At 66.5% G+C, this 19,524-nt stretch carries 20 protein-coding genes; 9 read left to right on the top strand and 11 right to left on the bottom strand.

Annotated features, from left to right (window positions below; all coding sequences use genetic code 11):
* Nucleotides 1-10: 10 nt before the first annotated feature.
* Nucleotides 11-538: a thiamine phosphate synthase gene (locus ACLBWL_RS01345; RefSeq protein WP_447789553.1), complete on the top strand. Its 528-nt coding sequence runs from the start codon at nucleotides 11-13 to the stop codon at nucleotides 536-538.
* 282 nt (nucleotides 539-820) lie between these two features.
* Here the strand turns inward: ACLBWL_RS01345 and ACLBWL_RS01340 are convergent, their stop codons facing one another.
* On the bottom strand, nucleotides 821-1,528 hold the full coding sequence (locus ACLBWL_RS01340; RefSeq protein ID WP_447789551.1) for a hypothetical protein: 708 nt from the start codon (nucleotides 1,526-1,528) through the stop codon (nucleotides 821-823).
* Nucleotides 1,529-1,820: 292 nt separating this feature from the next.
* On the opposite strand from ACLBWL_RS01340, the gene ACLBWL_RS01335 reads away from it, so the two are divergent.
* The 4 genes from ACLBWL_RS01335 to holA are packed head-to-tail and all read left to right on the top strand — an operon-like array spanning nucleotide 1,821 to nucleotide 6,490.
* Nucleotides 1,821-2,252 carry a DUF3576 domain-containing protein gene (locus ACLBWL_RS01335; RefSeq protein ID WP_447789549.1) on the top strand — a complete coding sequence of 144 codons (432 nt, stop codon included), beginning with the start codon at nucleotides 1,821-1,823 and terminating at the stop codon, nucleotides 2,250-2,252.
* 10 nt (nucleotides 2,253-2,262) lie between these two features.
* Entirely contained in the window at nucleotides 2,263-4,947 is a 2,685-nt protein-coding gene (gene leuS, locus ACLBWL_RS01330) for a leucine--tRNA ligase (protein WP_447789547.1), read from the top strand.
* Entirely contained in the window at nucleotides 4,944-5,474 is a 531-nt protein-coding gene (gene lptE, locus ACLBWL_RS01325) for an LPS assembly lipoprotein LptE (protein WP_447789545.1), read from the top strand. Before leuS ends, lptE begins: the two co-directional genes overlap by 4 nt.
* Nucleotides 5,471-6,490: a DNA polymerase III subunit delta gene (gene holA, locus ACLBWL_RS01320; RefSeq protein ID WP_447789543.1), complete on the top strand. Its 1,020-nt coding sequence runs from the start codon at nucleotides 5,471-5,473 to the stop codon at nucleotides 6,488-6,490. Before lptE ends, holA begins: the two co-directional genes overlap by 4 nt.
* Before the next feature lie 205 nt (nucleotides 6,491-6,695).
* On the opposite strand, the gene ACLBWL_RS01315 is transcribed toward holA, so the two are convergent.
* The 6 genes from ACLBWL_RS01315 to ACLBWL_RS01290 are packed head-to-tail and all read right to left on the bottom strand — an operon-like array spanning nucleotide 6,696 to nucleotide 12,395.
* The gene (locus ACLBWL_RS01315) at nucleotides 6,696-7,592 is read right to left on the bottom strand and encodes a ParB/RepB/Spo0J family partition protein (protein ID WP_447789541.1); all 897 of its coding nucleotides are present in this window, start codon (nucleotides 7,590-7,592) and stop codon (nucleotides 6,696-6,698) included.
* Nucleotides 7,589-8,371, bottom strand: a complete 783-nt coding sequence (locus tag ACLBWL_RS01310; RefSeq protein WP_447789539.1) for a ParA family protein — start codon at nucleotides 8,369-8,371, stop codon at nucleotides 7,589-7,591. The genes ACLBWL_RS01315 and ACLBWL_RS01310 overlap by 4 nt, the downstream gene beginning before the upstream one ends.
* On the bottom strand, nucleotides 8,368-8,988 hold the full coding sequence (gene rsmG, locus ACLBWL_RS01305; RefSeq protein WP_447789537.1) for a 16S rRNA (guanine(527)-N(7))-methyltransferase RsmG: 621 nt from the start codon (nucleotides 8,986-8,988) through the stop codon (nucleotides 8,368-8,370). The genes ACLBWL_RS01310 and rsmG overlap by 4 nt, the downstream gene beginning before the upstream one ends.
* Nucleotides 8,985-10,820: a tRNA uridine-5-carboxymethylaminomethyl(34) synthesis enzyme MnmG gene (mnmG, locus tag ACLBWL_RS01300; RefSeq protein ID WP_447789535.1), complete on the bottom strand. Its 1,836-nt coding sequence runs from the start codon at nucleotides 10,818-10,820 to the stop codon at nucleotides 8,985-8,987. Before mnmG ends, rsmG begins: the two co-directional genes overlap by 4 nt.
* A 54-nt stretch (nucleotides 10,821-10,874) precedes the next feature.
* Nucleotides 10,875-12,152 carry a tRNA uridine-5-carboxymethylaminomethyl(34) synthesis GTPase MnmE gene (gene mnmE, locus ACLBWL_RS01295; protein WP_447789533.1) on the bottom strand — a complete coding sequence of 426 codons (1,278 nt, stop codon included), beginning with the start codon at nucleotides 12,150-12,152 and terminating at the stop codon, nucleotides 10,875-10,877.
* Between the two features lie 9 nt (nucleotides 12,153-12,161).
* Complete coding sequence (locus ACLBWL_RS01290; RefSeq protein ID WP_447789531.1) at nucleotides 12,162-12,395, bottom strand: DUF6489 family protein; 234 nt, start codon at nucleotides 12,393-12,395, stop codon at nucleotides 12,162-12,164.
* Nucleotides 12,396-12,409: 14 nt separating this feature from the next.
* Between ACLBWL_RS01290 and ACLBWL_RS01285 the strand changes: the two genes are divergently transcribed.
* Together ACLBWL_RS01285 and ACLBWL_RS01280 are read left to right on the top strand one after the other, a co-directional pair.
* Nucleotides 12,410-12,925 (top strand): methylated-DNA--[protein]-cysteine S-methyltransferase, encoded by a 516-nt coding sequence (locus tag ACLBWL_RS01285; RefSeq protein WP_447789529.1) that lies wholly within the window; start codon nucleotides 12,410-12,412, stop codon nucleotides 12,923-12,925.
* Nucleotides 12,922-13,623, top strand: coding sequence for a dienelactone hydrolase family protein (locus ACLBWL_RS01280; RefSeq protein ID WP_447789527.1), 702 nt, complete (start codon nucleotides 12,922-12,924; stop codon nucleotides 13,621-13,623). Before ACLBWL_RS01285 ends, ACLBWL_RS01280 begins: the two co-directional genes overlap by 4 nt.
* A gap of 116 nt (nucleotides 13,624-13,739) precedes the next feature.
* Here ACLBWL_RS01280 and ACLBWL_RS01275 read toward each other — a convergent pair whose 3' ends face one another.
* From ACLBWL_RS01275 to hemE, 4 genes are all read right to left on the bottom strand, one after another.
* Complete coding sequence (locus tag ACLBWL_RS01275; RefSeq protein WP_447791933.1) at nucleotides 13,740-14,459, bottom strand: TerC family protein; 720 nt, start codon at nucleotides 14,457-14,459, stop codon at nucleotides 13,740-13,742.
* Between the two features lie 198 nt (nucleotides 14,460-14,657).
* Entirely contained in the window at nucleotides 14,658-15,914 is a 1,257-nt protein-coding gene (rho, locus tag ACLBWL_RS01270) for a transcription termination factor Rho (protein WP_031395107.1), read from the bottom strand.
* 269 nt (nucleotides 15,915-16,183) lie between these two features.
* A complete protein-coding gene (locus ACLBWL_RS01265) occupies nucleotides 16,184-16,645 on the bottom strand; it encodes a CopD family protein (protein WP_447789524.1) in 462 nt (153 codons plus the stop codon).
* The gene (gene hemE, locus ACLBWL_RS01260; protein ID WP_447789522.1) at nucleotides 16,642-17,667 is read right to left on the bottom strand and encodes a uroporphyrinogen decarboxylase; all 1,026 of its coding nucleotides are present in this window, start codon (nucleotides 17,665-17,667) and stop codon (nucleotides 16,642-16,644) included. The genes ACLBWL_RS01265 and hemE overlap by 4 nt, the downstream gene beginning before the upstream one ends.
* A gap of 352 nt (nucleotides 17,668-18,019) precedes the next feature.
* Here hemE and ACLBWL_RS01255 point away from each other — a divergent pair, with 352 nt between their 5' ends.
* Together ACLBWL_RS01255 and ACLBWL_RS01250 are read left to right on the top strand one after the other, a co-directional pair.
* Nucleotides 18,020-18,841 (top strand): pyruvate, water dikinase regulatory protein, encoded by an 822-nt coding sequence (locus tag ACLBWL_RS01255; protein WP_447789520.1) that lies wholly within the window; start codon nucleotides 18,020-18,022, stop codon nucleotides 18,839-18,841.
* Complete coding sequence (locus tag ACLBWL_RS01250) at nucleotides 18,838-19,428, top strand: Maf family protein (RefSeq protein ID WP_447789518.1); 591 nt, start codon at nucleotides 18,838-18,840, stop codon at nucleotides 19,426-19,428. The genes ACLBWL_RS01255 and ACLBWL_RS01250 overlap by 4 nt, the downstream gene beginning before the upstream one ends.
* Nucleotides 19,429-19,524 lie beyond the last annotated feature (96 nt).

Here is a 19,524-nt window from a genome sequence, read left to right as displayed (position 1 = left end):
AGGCAGCGGCGTGACGGTTCGAAAGCCCATCCCCGAGCGCTGGCTGATGACCGATGAGCGGATGGGGGATGCGGTGTGGGCCGCTCTGCGCAGGGTGCCGCCGGGATCCGGGGTAGTGTTTCGCCATTATGCCACGCCGACAGGGGAGCGGCGAACGATGCTGCGGCGGGTGAAGCGCGTCGCGTTTGCACGGCGGCTTGTCGTCGTCGTCGCCGGCGAGTCGTCGATCGGCGCGGATGGGGTGCATGGCCGGATACGGACTCGGGCGACGCTAGGGATCAGGAGCTGGCCGGCGCACGATCGCGCGGAGGCTCTGGCCGGGCAGCACGCGGGGGCGGATGCGCTGTTCGTGTCGCCGATTCATGCCACGCGGTCGCATGCAGGCGCGTCCGGGCTTGGCCCGGCGCGGGCGATGCGGATCGGGCGCGGGCTTGGGATACCGGTGATTGCGCTGGGCGGCATGGACGAGTCGCGCTGGCGGCGTATCCGGCGGTTTGGGTTTTATGGCTGGGCCGCGATCGACGCATGGGTTCGCTAGACTTGGGCATTCACAAGACGCCTAAGCATTTCCGAAAACACTTCGTCGACCCCGCCCGTCATCCCAGCGAAAGCTGGGATTTCATCGTGGAGTGTGCGTCAAGTGGATCGAGATAGACCCCAGCTTTCGCTGGGGTGACGAGTGTTTGGAGCCTCACCTTCCCATGACCACGCAACCGCGGATCGTCCGCTCCAAACCGGAGAGGAGCGACCTACGGAGCCGCGATAGTTGAGAACAAGCCGGCCAGTGCCCGCCGCAACGCCGGCGGGACTTCACGAACTGTCAGAAGCGGAAGGCGGTACCCAGATAGACGGCCTGGCTGTCGCGGCGGTCGTCGTCGACCTTGACGAAGCGTTCGCGATCCGAGCGGTACCGGACGCCCGCGGTCACCGCAAGGCTACGCGTCAGTGCGTACGAACCACCGACATCGACCGAATAGCTCGGTGCTTCCTCGACGAGTCGCGGCGCGTTCGCCAGCGGACGGTCCGCCACGGCCTTCACCGTGCCGCTGAACCGCTTGGCGCTATAGCTGACGGCCAGATCGGCAGCTTCGCGACCGCCCGGCATCGCACCGAGATCGAGCTTGTTCACGTCACCCGAAACCGCAAAGCGCTTCCAGCCTACCGACATGCCGAGGTTATAGGCGATCGGCGCAATACCCACGGTGGGCGTCGTCGAGGCGAGGCTGGCCGTGTTGGCGATGCCGCGATTGGTCTGCGCCCGCACCGCGACGGTCACGGCGCGGTTGTCCTGCCGCGTCTCGGCAGGGGTAAAGCGGAAGCTGCCGGCATCGAAGCCACCCCGCGCGAACATCGCGGCAAGGCGGGGATCGGCGGCGGCGGGGGTGAACGATGCCAGACCGCGCGCTGCGACGACGTTATGCTTGGCGATCCGGGCGGGCTGTTCGCTGGCGCCGAAGGCCGGCGCGACGATTGCGGCGGTGGCGACAAGCGCCCCGGCAACCACCCCGACTATTCCCCCACGCGTCATCACAACGAATCTGTCCTTCGAATCCCGTAATTCGGATCCTGTTAAACAGCATCTAACATGAATTGATCCACAGCAAAGGCCGCAGGACCGGCGGATCGCCCTCTTCGTCGCTGAATTGTCCGACAGTGTTGCAATCAGCACACAGGTCGCCGCGATAGCGCTACCGAATCGGTCGTATCGATCCCCGATTGCCCGCGCGGCGCCACGCCTCTTGCGCATGCGGGCGTCTGCTTGCGGGCACGCGGGCTCGCCTGTAGAGCATGAGGCAGATTTTCTTGCCAGGATGATGCCCATGTTCCGCCGCTCGCGTATCGCAGTCGTGCTGTTTGCCCTGCCCCTCGTCGCTTGCGGCGGCGGTTCGGCCCGTCCCAAGGCGGATCTCGCCGCGTCGAAGATCACGACGATCGGCGTCAACAGCTATCTGTGGCGCGCGAGCCTCGACACATTGGGCTTCATGCCGCTGCTCCAGACCGACTCCAACGGCGGCGTGATCGTTACCGACTGGTACATCAACCCGCAGACGCCGACCGAGCGCATGAAGGTGACCGTCTCGATCCTCGACCAGGACCTGCGCGCCGATGCGCTGCGCGTCGCCGCGCTTCGCGAAGTCAACCGTGGTGGCCAGTGGGTTTCCGCGCCGGTCCAGGCTGCGACCACGCAGAAGCTCGAGGATATCATCCTGACCAAGGCCCGCGACCTGCGCCGCGCCTCGATCGCGGGCTGAGGACGACATAATGGCGTCGCGTTTCAATGCGTTGAAGGCGGACGCGGCGTGGCAGAAAGTCTGGGACGAACGCAAGACGTTCGCCGCGGACGACCTGTCGACCAAGCCGCGTTCGTACGTGCTCGAGATGTTCCCCTATCCGTCGGGGCGCATCCACATGGGGCATGTCCGGAACTACACGATGGGCGACGTGCTGGCGCGGTTCCGTCGGATGAAGGGCATGGAAGTGCTCCATCCGATGGGGTGGGACGCGTTCGGCATGCCCGCGGAGAACGCGGCGATGGAAAAAGGCGTGCATCCGGGCAATTGGACGCGCGCCAACATCGCGACGATGAAGGCGCAGCTGAAGCGGCTGGGTTTCGCGCTCGACTGGACGCGCGAGCTGGCGACGTGCGAGCCTGAATATTACGGGCACGAGCAGGCGCTGTTCCTCGACCTGTTCGCCGCAGGGCTCGTGTATCGCAAGGAATCGGCGGTAAACTGGGATCCGGTCGACATGACCGTGCTCGCCAACGAACAGGTGATCGACGGTCGCGGCTGGCGCTCGGGCGCGCTGGTCGAGCGGCGCAAGCTGTCGCAGTGGTTCCTGAAGATCACCGACTTCGCCGACGAGCTGGTCGACGGGTTGGGCGCGCTCGAGCACTGGCCCGACAAGGTCAAGCTGATGCAGGAAAACTGGATCGGCCGCAGCCAGGGCCTGCAGTTCAAGTTCGACCTCACTGCTCCCCTCCCGCTCGCGGGAGGGGTCGGGGGAGGGCCTGACACGGACGCGGCGGCAGCATCCGAGGATGTCTCCCCTCCCCTAACCCCTCCCGCAAGCGGAAGGGGAATAGACAGCGTGGAGGTCTTCACCACCCGCCCCGACACGATGTTCGGCTCCAGCTTCGTCGCGGTCGCCGCCGATCACCCGATCGCGCGCGCGATCGCCGAGACGAACCCCGACGCGGCCGCCTTCATCGAACTCTGCAAACGTGGCGGCACCACCGCGGCGGAACTCGACACGCAGGAAAAGCTCGGCTTCGACACCGGCATCCGCGCGGTGCATCCGCTCGACAAGACGTGGCACCTCCCCGTCTACATCGCGAACTTCGTGCTGATGGAATACGGCACCGGCGCGGTGTTCGGCGTGCCCGCACACGACCAGCGCGATCTCGATTTCGCGCGCAAATACGACCTGCCCGTCAAGCGCGTCGTCAGCGAAGGCGATGACGAGGCCCCCGTGTTCGTCGGCGACACCGCCTGGACCGGCGCCGGCACGATCGTGAATTCGCACTTCCTCGACGGCATGGATATCGAGGACGCCAAGCGCGTCGTGATCGAGCGCGCCGAGGGCGAAGGCTGGGGCAAGGGCACGACCGTGTTCCGCCTGCGCGACTGGGGCGTCAGCCGCCAGCGTTACTGGGGCACGCCGATCCCAATCATCCACTGCGACGCATGCGGCGCGGTGCCGGTGCCCAAGGACCAGCTGCCGATCGTACTGCCCGAGGACGTCAGCTTCGACATCCCCGGCAACCCACTCGATCGCCATCCGACCTGGAAGCACGTTCCCTGCCCGTCCTGCGGTGCGAACGCGCGACGCGAAACCGATACGCTCGACACGTTCGTCGATTCGTCGTGGTATTTCATCCGTTTCGCAAGCCAGCCGGACGCGAAACCGTTCGACCGGACGGGCGCGGAGAAGTGGCTGCCGGTCAACCAGTATATCGGCGGCGTAGAGCATGCGATCCTGCACCTGCTCTACGCCCGCTTCTGGACGCGCGCGCTGAAGCATATCGGCATGCTCGACATCGCAGAGCCGTTCGCCGGGCTGTTCACGCAAGGCATGGTGACGCACGAGACGTATAGCCGAGGCGACGCCGGCGACGCGCAGCCGGAGGCCGACGCGGACGACGACGATTCGAGCGACGCGCCGGTGAAGACGAAGTGGCTGTCTCCCGACGAGGTCCGCAAGACCGATGCAGGGTATATCGAGATCGCGACCGGCGGCCCTGTGACGGTCGGTCGCGTGACGAAGATGTCGAAGTCGAAGAAGAACACCGTCGATCCCGAGCCGATCGTCGACCAGTACGGCGCCGACGCGGTGCGCTGGTTCGTGCTCTCCGACTCGCCGCCCGAGCGCGATCTGCCGTGGAGTGAGTCCGGCATCGAAGGCGCGTGGCGGTTCGTCCAGCGTCTCTGGCGCCTGATCGAGTCCGACGACGATGCCGCCAAGGCCGAGGGCGAAGACACAGCCCTGCGCAAACTCTGCCACCGCACGACGGTAGGTATCGAGAGCGATATCAATGCCTTGCAGTTCAACAAGGCGGTCGCGCGGCTCTATTCGCTGTGCAGCGCGATCGAAAAGGCAGCGCCCTCCGCAGACCGCGAACAGGCGATCCGCACGTTGCTGCTGCTCGTCAGCCCGATGGTCCCGCACGTCGCCGAGGAAGCCTGGGCGACCGCCGGCAATGACGGCCTGATCGCCGACGCCGCCTGGCCGATCGTCGATCCGGCGATGCTGGTCGACGACGAAGTCACGATCGCGGTGCAGGTCAACGGCAAGCTGCGCGACACGCTCGTGTTCGCCAAGGGCGCGCCGTCCGGCGACGTCGAAGCCGCCGCGCTCGCCTCCGAGAAGATCGTCCGCCTGCTCGAGGGCAAGCCGCCCCGGAAAGTGATCGTCGTGCCCGACCGTCTCGTGAACATCGTCGCATGAAGCGTCTAGCGATCCTCGGCGCGCTCGCGCTCGCGCCTGCGCTGTCCAGCTGTGGGCTGCATCCGCTCTATGCAGGCGGCAGCAGCGGTCCGGTCGCGGGCGCGCTCGGCCAGGTCGAGATCGCGCCGATCGCCGGCAAGAACGGTTGGCTGATGGCGACGGCTCTACGCGACCGCCTGCCGTCGAACGGCGCACCGCCGATCTACCGGATCGACATTCGCCTCGACGACCAGATCAGCGGCCTCGGCGTGCGTACCGACGACAGCGTCTCGCGCGAACGCCGGACCCTGCGCGCGCGGTATCAGCTCGTACGGATCGGCGATGGCTCGGTGTTGCTCGATGCGACCGCGGGCTCGGACGCCGGGATCGACGTCGTCCGCTCCGAATATGCGACGATCGCCGCCGAGAACACGGCGCTCGAACGCCTGTCGCAGATCGTCGCCGACCAGATCGTCGCGCGCGTTGCGCTTTATGCGCGCAACACGACGGCCGCGACTGCGGCGCAGAGCACGCCGCCAGCAAAGTGAAGGCAAGCGCCGGCCAGATCCGCGGCGCGCTGGCCAAACCGGGCGGCGACATCCGCCTGTACCTGCTCCACGGCCCCGACGAGGCCGGGGCAAGCGACCTCGCCCGTGTGCTGGCCAAGGCGATGGGCGCCGATGCCGAACGCGTCGATCTCGACGGCTCGACGCTGAAAAGCGACCCCGGCCGACTGACCGACGAGGCCGCCTCGCTGTCGCTGTTCGCCGGCGCCCGGTTCGTCCGCGTCGCATCGGCGGGGGAGGAAAGCCTCGAAGCGTTCACCAATTTGCTCGCGGCCGAGCGCGTCGGCAACCCGGTCGTCGCGATCGCGCCGACGGTCAAGTCGACCGCCAAGATCGTCAAGCTCGCAATCGACTCGCCGCGCGCGATGGCGTTCGCCTGCTACGCCCCGACCGCGCAGGATGCCGAACGCCTCGCCACGACGATCGCCGGCGAGAACGGCCTGCGCCCCGCGCCCGGTGTCGCGCGGCGACTCGTCGATACGACCGGCGGCGACCGCGCCGTCATTTCGCGGGAGATCGAAAAGCTCGCACTGTACCTGGACGCCGCACCCGATCGGCCTGCGGACCTCGATCATCACGCACTCGATGCGGTCGGCGCGGATCTCGGCGATGCGGAAATGAGCCGCGCAATCGATGCGGTGATCGAGGGACGGGTCGACGATCTCGGCGCCGAACTCGCCGTGCTTGAAGAGGCAGGCACGTCGCCGATCCCGTGGCTCCGCCAACTCGTCCGCCGCCTGATCGCGCTGGCCGACATGCGCGGCGACATCGACCGGGGGGACGCGGTCGACGCGGTGATGAAACGCCACCGCGTGTTCTTCAAGGAAGAGGCCAGCACCGCACGGTCGCTGCGCCGCTGGTCGCCGGTAATGCTCGCGACTGCAATCCAGCGCGTCCGCACCGCCGAGCGCGCGATCATGGCATCGGGGAATGCTGGCGGGGTTGTGGCGGAGGCAGCAGTGGTCGCGCTATCCCAGGCGATCGCGCGGCGAAACTAAGCGACGTTCGCGTCTATCGGTTACTTTCCGCCGACACCCCGTCCGTCATCCCGGCTTGCGCGGGGATGACGGAGATTAGTGGTCCCCTCCCCCCCTTATCACCCGTTCGTCCTGAGCGACGTCGAAGGATGGTCCGCTACGCTGGTGCTTGGACGTCCCTCAGTACGAACGGGCGGGGCGGGATGGACCCGGGTTGGCCCGCGGCTCAGATCGCCCCGCCGGTCAGCCGCTGACACACCATGTCGAGCTGATCGAGCGTCGAATAGCTCAACGTCAGCGTGCCGCCCGTCTCGGTATGCGCGACGCGGACCTGTAGCCCGAGCAGATCGGCCAACTGGCGTTCGAGCGCGGCGATATCCGCGTCCGGAATGCGCGGCTCGGCCGGCTTGCCGCTGCGGTTCCGCCCCGGTTTCGCTTCCCGCGCCAGCTTCTCGGTTTCGCGTACCGACAGCCCGCGCGACACGACTTGGTCCGCCAACGCCTCGACATCGGGCGACCCGAGCAACGCCCGCGCATGGCCCATCGATAGCGATCCATCGACCACCTGCGACTGCACCTGCGCCGGCAGCTCCAGCAACCGCAACAGGTTCGCGACGTGACTGCGCGACTTGTGGACGATCTTGGCGAGCACCTCCTGCGTGTGGCCGTATTCACCAGCCAGCCGCTGATAGGCCTGCGCTTCCTCGATCGCGTTGAGATCCTCGCGCTGGATGTTCTCGATCAGCGCGATCTCGAGCGTCTCGGCATCATCGAAGTCGCGGACGACGACCGGGACCTCGTGCAGCCGCGCGCGCTGCGCCGCCCGCCAGCGTCGCTCGCCCGCGACGATCTGATAGTCGTGGCCGTGCGGGCGGACGACGATCGGCTGGATCAACCCGCGCGAGGCGATCGATGCCGCGAGTTCGTCGAGCATCGCCTCGTCGAAATGGCGGCGCGGCTGATCGGGATGCGGCGACAGCGAGCTGACCGGCAGCATCCGCACACCTGTCGATTGCTGCGCCGCACCATCGGCCGACACGGGCGTCTCGCGCGCCATCTCACCGAGCAGCGCGTTGAGACCCCGGCCCAGCCCCGGCCGACCGCGTTTGTTGCCGTCGCTCATGCCGCAGCCTGCGCGGTTGCGGGAAGCCGGCCGATCAATTCACGCGCCAGTGCGATATACGCCTGCGAACCCGAGCAGCGATGGTCGTAGATCAACGCGGGCAGGCCGTGACTCGGCGCCTCCGACAGCCGCACGTTGCGCGGGATCACCGTCTCGAACACCACTTTCCCCAATACCGCGCGGACGTCCGCCGAGACCTGATCGGTCAGGCGATTGCGCCGATCGAACATTGTCAGCGCGACGCCGAGGATCGACAACCCTGGGTTGAACCGCTGGCGGATCCGCTCGACCGTACTGAGCAACTGCGACAACCCCTCCAGCGCGAAGAACTCGCATTGCAGCGGCACGAGCAGCGAGTCCGCCGCGACCATCGCGTTGATCGTCAGCAACCCCAGCGAGGGCGGGCAATCGATCAGCGCGATATCCCACGGCCCCTGCGCCGCCTTCACCGCACGATCGAGCCGGTGGGTGCGCGCGTCGTAATCGACCAGCTCGATCTCCGCCCCCGACAGGTCGACCGTCGCCGGGACGATATCGAGCCGCGGCACGCGCGTATGCACCACCGCCTCTGCGATCGACGTCTCGCCGATCAGCACGTCATAGCTCGACCGCTCGCGCTGCGCATGGCCGATGCCGAGCCCGGTTGACGCGTTGCCCTGCGGGTCGAGATCGACCAGCAGTACGCGCATCCCCGTCGCGGCGAGCGCGGTCGCGAGATTGATGGCGCTGGTGGTCTTGCCCACCCCACCCTTTTGATTGGCGACGGCAATGGTGATCATCGCGCGCTTACCCGATCCAGAACCACGATCGACGACTCCGGGTTCGTGACGCTTTGTTCCACGTGGAACATGAAACGCCAATTTTGCTTGAGCGCGGCGAGCTCCTCTTCATCGAAACGCCCCCGAGGAAGCAGCCACCGCGTTTCTGTTGTGGCGCAGTGCGCCGCGCCACGCAAAAGGTTTTGCAGCGAGGCGACCGCTCGGGCGGAAATGATCGACGCGGCGGCGGTCGCATTCTCGACTTTCGAGGCGTGGACGCGGACCTGGTCGCCGAGGCCGAGCCGCGCGACGCAGAGCTGGAGGAAGTCCGCACGACGGCGGCGAGGTTCGACCAGATCGACGGGGCCGTCGCGGACCAGCGCGATGACCATGCCGGGGAAGCCGCCACCGGTGCCGATATCGAGCCACCGCTTCGCGCCGGTATCCGCGCCCGCCAACGCGACGAGCTGGAGCGAGTCGACGACATGGCGGTCCCAAATCGTCGGGATCGTCGATGGCGCGATCAGATTCTGATGCGGGGCCTCCTCGACGACCATCGCTACGAACGCTGTCAGGCGCTCGGTCGCCTCCGCCCCGAACCGATCGGTGACCCAAGCCTGTGCGTCGTCTTCGGTCATGCTGGCACTCGTTTCGTATGCAATAAGACCGCCGACAGAGCGGCCGGGGTGATCCCGCGAACCCGTGCGGCCGCGGCCAGCGAAGTCGGTCGCGCGGTCGTCAGGCGATCGATCATCTCGTTCGACAGGCCGGGTATGCGATCATAGGCCAAGTCCTCGGGTAAGCGGATCGCCTCGTCGGCACGCAGGCGCGCAACCTCCTGCGCCTGGCGTTCGATATATGGGGCGTAGCGCGCGTCCTCTAACACTTCGTCAACGACCGGCGTCGGGATGCCCTCAGCCGCGTCCGGCGCGACATGCGCGAGCGTCACCCCCTCGAACCGGAGCCAGTCGAACGCGGTCCGGCGTGCGCCGTCGCGACCGATGGCGACGCCCTGATCGGCCACGTCGGTCGCGGTGCGCTCGCAGTCGAGCGACGCACGAAAGCGGGTTCGATCTTCTGCCAGCGCGTGCTGATGCGCGCGCCGCTCCGGTCCGAGACATCCGGCCGCTTCGGCGATGCCACCCAGCCGCGTCTCCGCATTGTCGGCACGCAACGACAGGCGAAACTCCGCGCGCGCGGTGAGCATGCGGTAGGGTTCGGTGACGCCCTGTAGCGTGAGGTCGTCGATCATCACACCCAGATAGCTGGAGGCGCGATCGAGAATGATCGGTGCCAGATCGCACGCATACGCCGCAGCGTTGAGCCCCGCGACGAGCCCCTGCCCTGCCGCTTCCTCATAGCCGGTCGTGCCGTTGATCTGACCGGCGCAGAACACGCCTTCGATCGCCCCCAGCGCCAGCCGCGTGTCGAGCGCGCGCGGATCGATGTAATCATACTCGACCGCGTACCCCGGCATCGTCATCGTCACGCGTTCGAGGCCCGGAATGCTGGCGAGCATCGCGGCCTGGACCTCGACCGGCAGCGAGGTCGAAAGGCCGTTCGGATAGACCGTCGCGTCGTCGAGGCCTTCGGGTTCGAGGAAGATCTGATGCCCATCGCGGTCGCCGAAGCGATGAACCTTGTCCTCGATCGACGGACAGTAACGCGGCCCCGCGGCTTCGATCGCGCCGGTAAACAACGGCGACCGGTGGAAGGCCTCGCGAATGATCGCGTGCGTGCGATCGGTCGTACGCGTTATGGCGCAGGCGATCTGCGGCAACTGGCGCGCGCGCGTCATCGGCGACATCGTCCACGGATCGAGATCCGAGGGCTGTTCCGCGAGCGCCCCCCAGTCGATCGTGCGTCCGTCGAGTCTGGCGGGCGTGCCGGTCTTCAGTCGGGCCATCGGCAGGTCGCGCGCGCGAAGCTGATCGGCCAGCGGTTTGGCGGCGCGCTCGCCGATCCGGCCGCCCTCCTCGCGGTCATCGCCGCGGAAGATCCGCCCGCCGAGGAACGTGCCGGTCGCGAGAACGACGGCGCGCGCTGCAACGATCGCGCCATCCGCCAGGATGATTCCGGCGACGCGATCGCCATCGAGATGCAGCGCGGTGGCCTCGCCTTCGACGATCACGAGCCCTTCGGTGGCCGCGAGCATCGCCTGGATCGCGCCCGAATAGAGGCGCCGGTCTGCCTGGATGCGGGGCCCCTGGACGGCCGATCCCTTGCTGCGGTTGAGCATCCTGTAGTGGATCGCCGCCGCATCGGACGCGCGTCCGATCAGGCCGTCGAACGCATCGACCTCGCGGACCATATGGCCCTTGCCGAGACCGCCGATCGCCGGATTGCACGACATCGCGCCGATGTGCCGCGCGTCGAACGACACGAGCGCAGTACGCGCGCCCCTGCGCGCCGCCGCGGCTGCGGCTTCGGTTCCGGCATGGCCTCCGCCAACCACCACTACATCGAACATAACTCAGCCCTAGTGCGGCCCAGCGAGTGCGTCAAAGATGTTCCACGTGGAACATCACTTGCCGATACAGAAACGACCGAACAGAGCATCGAGCATTTCACCGGTCGCGTCGAGGCCGAGGATGCCGGCCAAAATCGCGCGCGCTTGTCGAAGGTGTTCCGCGACGATAAGCGCGTCGGCACTCCGGTAACGCAGTGCGTCGGCGGCCAATCCGCATTGGCGCCGCTGATGCTGTTTGAGCGCGAGGCCATCGCTGCGCGGCAGCAGGGCCATCGCCCGCAGGTGCACCGCAGTCCAAAGTCGATCGATCGCGCTGCGGTCAGTCTGCGCGATGGCGAGCGCGCGTCCTGCGGGGATATCCCCCCGCCCCGGCAGGTCTGCGCGCGCATGGATCCATAGCGCGTCAGTGCGTGCTGGCGGCGCGTCGGCGAGCCAGAGGACGATGTCCGCCGCCGCCAGCGCATCCTCGGCCCGCGTCACGCCGATCGCCTCGATCGGGTCCAGCGTATCGATCAGGCCGGCCGTGTCGGTCAGCACATAGGCGACGCCGTTACGGATCACCGGCACCTCGATCCGGTCGCGCGTGGTGCCCGAGATCGGCGACACGATCGCCGCATCCCGCTCGCCGAGCAGGTTGAGCAGCGTCGACTTGCCGCTGTTGGGCGGACCACCGATGACGACGCGAAGCCCATCCTTCAGGCGCTCGACCGGCGGGGCGTCAACCACCGCCTGGATCTCGGCCGCCAGCGTGGCAATGTCCGCAACGATCGCGTCGAACGCTGCGGTATCGCTCGCCACGTCGTCCTCGTCCGCGAAGTCGAGCATCGCCTCGATCCGCGCGGACAGCATCGCGACGGAATCCATCCAGCCGCGAACCGCCTGACTCACGCGGCCCTCGGCTGCGGTCATCGCGGCGACGCGCTGTCCTTCGGTCTCGGCCGCCAGCAAGTCGGCAAGGCCCTCCGCCTCGGTCAGGTCGATGCGGCCGTTGGTCAGCGCGCGACGGGTGAACTCGCCGGGTTCGGCAGGACGCAGCCCCGGCAGCGTCGACAATGCGCGCTCGACGGCGGCGATCACCGCGCGTCCACCGTGACAGTGAAGCTCGACGAGGTCCTCGCCGGTCGCCGTCGTCGGTCCGGGAAAGACGATGACCAGCGCACGGTCGAGCAACGCGCCGTCCGCATCACGCAGTCCGCGCAGGCTCGCATGACGGGGATCGGGCAGCCGTCCCGCGATCGCTTCGGCCGCGGCAAACGCGTGTGGTCCGCTGATCCGGACGACGGCGATCGCCGCGGGCGGGCGCCCGCTCGATACCGCGAAGATCGTTTTCACGTGGAACTCTCAGCCGCTCTTGATCGCGGTCTCGAACAGGCGTTTCCAGATCGCCATCCCCGCCTCGCCCATCGGCTGCCAGCCGCGCATCATCGATTCGAGCATCTCGGGCTTCATCTGGCCGTCCGGGATGGCCTCCATCATCATCGCGATGTAGCGGTCGTGAATCGGCGTCAGATCGGGCAGGCCGACCGCGCGACGCGCCTCCTCCGGGGTGCATTCGATCTCGATGTTCATCTTCATGTACAGGCCCCCAGATGGCGCTTGAGCCGCCTGATGGCGCGCTGCATAGCGTGGCGATGTATGCGCGCGATGCAGCCACGATCGCAACGCCAATCGGACTGGTCCGCGTGACCGGTACCGCGGACCGGATCGACGCGATCGAGATTCTGGCGCCGGGTGACGCGACGTCGAGCGATGCGCCGGCAGTCCTGGAAGCGCTTCGGCAACTCGAAGCCTATTTCGCGAGGCGGCTGACGGTCTTCGATCTGCCGCTTGCCCCCGCCCCTACCGAACGCGGTCGCATCCTCCGCCAAGGGATCGTCGGCGTAGCGTACGGCACGACGGCCAGTTACGGCGAGCTTGCCAAGGCGATCGCGTCGAGCCCGCGCGCGATCGGCCAGGCGTGCGCGCGCAATCCCTTTCCGATCGTCGTGCCCTGCCACCGGATCCTTGGAGCCGGCGGGGCGCTTGGTGCGTATTCCGCGGGCCACGGCCCCATCACCAAATCCAGGCTGCTCGATCTCGAGCGGCCGCAAGGAGGATTGTTATGACGAACACCACCACCATCACGACGCTCGACGGCGACGCCGATTTCCACGCGTATCGCGCCGCGCCTGCTGGGACGCCGAAAGCCGCGATCATCGTGATCCAGGAGATCTTCGGCGTGAATGCCGGGATCCGCCGCAAGTGCGATACGCTCGCCGAAGCCGGGTATCTGGCGATCGCACCCGACCTGTTTTGGCGGCTCGAGCGCGGGATCGAACTCGATCCGGACATCAAGCCCGAGTTCGACCGCGCGCTCGACCTGATGGGCCAGTTCGACCAGGACAAGGGTATCGCCGATATCGAGGCGAGCATCCGGGCGGTGCGTGCGGAACTGGGTGATGGCAGCAAGGTCGGCGTGGTCGGCTATTGCCTCGGCGGGCGGCTCGCGTTCATGACTGCGGCGCGGACCGACGTCGATGCGAGCGTCGGCTATTACGGCGTCGGGATCGACGGTCTGCTCGGCGAGAAGCATGCCATCGCGCACCCCGTGCTGTTGCATGTGCCGGAGGAGGATCACTTCGTCGACAAGGATGCGCAGGCGGCGATGCACGCCGGGCTCGACGATCACCCCAAGGTGACGATCTACGACTACGCGGGCGAAGACCACGGCTTCGCGACCGAGTTCGGCGAGCGGCGGTCGGACGCTTCGGCGAAGTTGGCGGACGAGCGGACGGCCAAGTTCTTTGCAGATAATCTGGGCTAACTACTCCCTGCCTGTCACCCCTGCTCCGGGGTGACAGGGATGCCGACGACAGACATGAAAAAGGCCTCGCCGGACGATCCCGGCGAGGCCTTTTCCTTATCCCAACCGCACCGCGATCAGCGCAGCAGCGAGATGATCCCGAGCGTTTCGCCCGTGCCGACCCAGCCTTCGTAGATCATCTTCACCGCGACGATGAGGATGACCGCAAGGCCGATATACGCGATCCAGCGATACTTGTTGATGACGCGCGCGATGTAGTTCGCGGCGAGGCCCATCATCGCGACCGACAGCAGCAGGCCGATGACGAGGATGCCGGGATGCTCGCGCGCAGCGCCGGCAACCGCCAGGACGTTGTCGAGGCTCATCGACACGTCGGCGACGGCAACCGCCCAGGCTGCGCTCGCGAAACCCTTCGACGACCGGAGCCCCGAGCGCTCGTCGCCCTCGATTTCCTCGGACCCCGCGTTCTGCGCACCCTCGCGAATTTCGCGCCAGAATTTCCAGCAGACCCACAGTAGCAACAGGCCGCCCGCGAAGATCAGTCCGACGATACCCATCAGCCATGTCACGATCAGCGCGAAGAAAATGCGCAGCACGAGCGCGGCGCCGATGCCGATCAGGATGACCTTCTTGCGCTGGTCGGCGGGAAGGCCCGCAGCGAGGGCCCCGACGACGATCGCATTGTCGCCGGCAAGGACGAGGTCGATCATCAGGACCGATCCGAACGCGGCCAGCGCCTTGGGATCGCCGAGGTTGGAGAAGTCGGCGACGACGTGATGCCAGATTTCGAGCGGTGAGCCGGGTCCGGCGACACTCGATGCGGCGGCGGCCAGCATGGCGATGATACTCAAGATGTCAGCTCCCGGTGACGAATTTCAGTGGGTTTAATAGCGAAACGGCACGCGAAAGCCATGCTCTCGCGTGCCGCTTTTGCTTGGCGGACATGGGCAAAGCCCATGTCGTCGGTCGGGAGCTTTGCCCCGCCGGCCGGATCGATGCGAGTCCCGCTGCAGCGTGCAGCGGGCCGCATTCGATCACTGATTCATGGAATCGAAGAAATTCTCGTTGGTCTTCGAATCCTTCATCTTGTCGAGCAGGAACTCCATCGCATCGATCGTGCCCATCTGCATCAGGATGCGGCGCAGGACCCACATCTTGGATAGCTTCGCCTTGTCGACCAGCAGCTCTTCCTTGCGGGTACCCGACTTGCCGACGTCGAGCGCCGGGAAGATGCGCTTGTCCGCAACCTTGCGATCGAGCACGATTTCCGAGTTGCCGGTGCCCTTGAACTCCTCGAAGATCACCTCGTCCATGCGGCTGCCCGTATCGATCAGCGCGGTGGCGATGATCGAGAGCGAACCGCCCTCCTCGATGTTGCGCGCGGCACCGAAGAAGCGCTTCGGACGCTGCAGCGCGTTCGCGTCGACACCACCGGTCAGGACCTTGCCCGACGACGGCACGACGGTGTTATAGGCACGACCCAGACGCGTGATCGAGTCGAGCAGGATCACCACGTCCTTCTTGTGCTCGACCAGGCGCTTGGCCTTTTCGATCACCATTTCAGCGACTTGCACATGGCGCTGCGCGGGTTCGTCGAACGTCGAGCTGACCACCTCGCCTTTCACGCTGCGCTGCATGTCGGTGACTTCCTCGGGGCGCTCGTCGATCAGCAGGACGATCAGGAACACCTCGGGGTGGTTGTCGGTGATCGCCTTGGCCATGTTCTGCAACATAACGGTTTTACCAACACGTGGCGGCGCGACGATCAGCGTGCGCTGGCCCTTGCCCTGTGGGCTGACGATGTCGATCACGCGCGCCGACTTGTCCTTGACGGTCGGGTCGGCGGGATCGAGCGTCAGCTTGCTCTCGGGGTAAAGCGGCGTGAGGTTGTCGAAATTGACGCGGTGGCGGACGACGTCGGGATCGTCGAAATTGACCGCGGTCAGCTTCACCAGCGAGAAATAGCGTTCGCCGTCCTTCGGCCCGCGAATCTCGCCCTCGACCGTGTCGCCGGTGCGCAGGCCGAACTTCCGGACCTGGTTCGGCGAGATGTAGATGTCGTCGGGACCGGCCAGATAATTCGACTCCGGCGAGCGCAGGAAGCCGAAGCCGTCCGGCAGCACTTCGATCGTGCCGAGCCCCATGATCTGGTCGCCATTGTCCGCCTGGACCTTCAGGATCGCGAACAGCAGGTCCTGCTTGCGCAACGTCGAGGCGCTCTCGACCCCCAGTTCCTCGGCCAGCTGGACCAGCTCGGCGGGTTTCTTCTTTTTCAGGTCTTTGAGATGCATGGGGATTTCCGGATAGCAATCAACGGGAGAACGCTCGGTCGGCGGTGCGCTTGGAAAGCGGAACTGGGCGAGACGAGTCTGGCAGGAACCCACGACCGGGCAGGACGCCAGGAGGCCGTGTTGGGAGAAGGGGTTAGAATTGAGGGGCGGGTTAGTCAAGCGGGGACGAAAGCCACGCTCTCGCCGTTCCCCTGCGAACGCAGGGGCCCAGGATCACGAACGCGATCGCCAGTAACCCTGGGCTCCTGCGTTCGCAGGAGAACACGCGGTCAGAACGGCTTCACGATCGCGAGCACGACGATCAGCGTCACCGCCAGCGCGGGCACCTCGTTGAGCATCCGCAACTGCTTGCCGGTCAACGTCGGCTTCCCCGCGGCGAGCTTCTTCGCATAGCCGACCATCCAGCCGTGATAGCCCGTCAGCAGGAACACCAGCAGCAGCTTCAGGTGCAGCCACCCGAGCCCGGGCGCGCCGTCGGCCAGCCCCAGGTTCAGCGCCAGCGCGATCCCCAGCACCCAGACGACGATCATCGCCGGCGTCAGGATGATCGAGCGGATCTTGCCCTCGCGCTCCACCCAGTTCGCCGCTTCGCCCGCATTGCCGGCGGCCAGTGCCTCCTGGTGATACACCAGATAGCGCGGGAGCATAAACAGCCCCGCCATCCAGAAGATCACGAAGATCAGATGCGCGGCCTTCACCCAGTCATAGGCTGCGCCGAGAAAACCGCTCATGTCGTGCTCCTAACGCGGGCGATCAGCTGCTCGACATGCGCGATGGGCGTGTCGGGCAGGATGCCGTGACCCAGGTTGAAGATGTGAGGGCGATCGACGAACGCCGCAAGGATCCGATCGATCGCCGCGTCGAGATCCGCCCCGCCCGCGATCAACGCGAGCGGATCGAGATTGCCCTGCACCGGCATGTCCGCCGGCAACGACGCATGCGCCCACACCGGATCGACCGTCTCGTCCAGCCCGATCGCGTCGACGCCGGTCTCGCGCGCATAGGCGGGCAGCTTGCCCCCCGCCCCCTTGGGGAAACCGATGATCGGCACGCCGGGGCAGCGCGCGTGCAACCGCTCGACGATCGATACGGTCGGCGCGATCACCCAGCGCTCGAACTGCGCCGGTGACAGCGTGCCCGACCAGCTGTCGAACAGCTGCACCGCATCGACGCCAGCCTCGATCTGCCGCGCGAGATACTCGACCGTATGATCCCCGATCGCATCGATGATCGCGCCGAACGCCGCCGGATCGCCATAGGCGAAGCGCCGCGTCTCGGACTGATCCTTGCTCCCCTTCCCCGCCACCATATAGGTCGCGACCGTCCAGGGAGAGCCCGCAAAGCCCAGGAACGTCGTCTCGGGTGGCAATGCCGCGGCGACCTTCGCGACGGTGCCGTAGACCGGCTCCAGCCGCTCAGGGACGGCCTGCAACCGATCGAGTGCATGATCGACCAGCGCGGGTTCGAGCCGAGGCCCCTCGCCGACCCCGAAGCTCAGATCCTGTCCGAGCGCCCACGGGATCATCAGAATGTCCGAGAACAGGATCGAACCGTCGAATCCGAACCGCCGGATCGGCTGGAGCGTCACCTCAGCTGCCGCGTCGGGATCGGTCGCGAGCGCGAGGAAGCCGCCCTTCTCGGCACGCAGTTCGCGGTACTCGGGAAGGTACCGGCCAGCCTGCCGCATGAGCCACAAGGGTGGCACGGCCTGACGTTCGCCACGCAGCGTCGCCAGTAGCGACTTAGAGGGCAATTTCTTGGAGGTCGGATCGGTCAGCGGAGCACCCTTCTTCTACTATAAGAAGATTCTAGAAATAGGTTGTTGCAGTGGTTGGGCGGTTGAACCCGGGACTTATGCGGTGATCCCGGAAATGCCAACAGCTTGACCCCTCGGCACGCCCACAAACGCGCTGATTCGATTCAAGGCTCCCAGGTATCCACAGCCTGTGGATAAAATCGCTCCCTGTGCGCGGGGTTGTGGATAAAATCGTCGTTATCCACCGGGCGAGCGTCGCTTGGCGGAGGGGACGAGTTACGCTAGCCGTTCTCCCCATGTTATCCACAGATCCACACCGACGCGCCCTCGCCTTGGGGATAAACCGGCGATGATGCGGCTCCACCTTCACCTCCTGTCGGACTCGACCGGCGAGACGCTGGAGAACATCGCGAAGGCGGCATTGGCGCAATATGACGACGTCGAAACGGTCCGGCATTTCTGGCCGATGGTGCGGACCGAGGCGCATCTCGAGCGCATCCTCCAGGAGATCGCGCAGAACCCCGGACTCGTGATCTTCACGCTGGTGAACCCGGCGACGCGGCGGATTCTCGAGCAACGATGCCTTGCGCTCGGACTGCCGGCGGTGGCGCCGCTCGATCCGGTCAACGATGCGCTGTCGGGGTTGCTGGGGCAGCAGGCGAAGGCCCGGCCGGGGCGCCAGCATGTGTTGGATGCCGCCTATTTCGCGCGCGTCGATGCGATCCAGTGGACGATCGCGCATGACGACGGGATCGCGTGGGAGGAGTGGGAGGAGGCCGATATCCTGCTCGCGGGGGTGTCGCGCTCGTCGAAGACGCCGACCTCGATCTACCTCGCCAACCGTGGCTACAAGACGGCCAACATCCCGATCGTCGTCGAGAGCCCGCCGCCGCCGATCCTCTACAAGCTCAAGAACCCGTTGATCGTCGGTTTGACCACCAGCGCGGACCGGCTGATCCAGGTACGGCGCAACCGGTTGCTGTCGCTCAACCAGCAGCCGGATACCTCCTATGTCGAGGAGGAGGCGGTGATGAAGGAACTGGCGTTTGCGCGGCGGATGTTCGCGGACAATGGCTGGCCGGTGATCGACGTCACGCGGCGGTCGATCGAGGAGACGGCGGCGGCGATCATCGCTTTGTGCAACCAGCGCCCGGCGGAAGAGGATTCATGAGCCTGATCCTCGCCTCGCAAAGTGCGTCGCGCCGCGCGATGCTGACCGCCGCGGGCGTGCCGTTCGAGGCGACCTTTGCCGGCGTCGACGAGGATGCGGCGAAGGCGGCGTTGCGCGACCTGTCGCCGCGGGATCTTGCCGACGCGCTGGCTGAGCTGAAGGCGTTGAAGGTGTCGGCGCGAATGCCGGGGTATCTGGTGCTCGGCAGCGACTCGCTGGTCGCACTGGAGGACGGCACCATTCTCGACAAGCCTATCGACCGGGCGGACGCGGCGGCGCATCTGCGGCTGATGTCGGGCAAGCGGCACGACCTGTGGAGCGCGGCGGTGATCGCCGAGAATGGCCACGCGATCTGGCGCCATGTCGAGCGCGCGAAGATGCATGTGCGGCCGTTGTCGGAGGGCTTTATCGAGACGTATCTCGATGCGGAATGGCCGGCGATTGCGGGCTGTGTCGGGTGTTATCGCATCGAGGGCCCCGGCGCGCAGCTGTTCGCCAAGATCGAGGGGAGCCAGTTCACGGTGCTCGGCATGCCACTGCTCAACGTCCTCGATTTCCTCCGCGTGCGCGGCGAACTGCCTGCTTAGAAACACCTCTCTGCTCTGCACCCTCCCCCGTCCGTCACCCCAGCGAAAGCTGGGGTATCTCACGAGGCAGGTGACATCCTCCAAACGGGCAGATCC

The sequence above is a fragment of the Sphingomonas sp. M1A8_2b genome (assembly GCF_053345535.1).
Note: the sequence above shows the minus strand (reverse complement) of the source record. Positions and strands in the feature narration are given on the sequence as shown.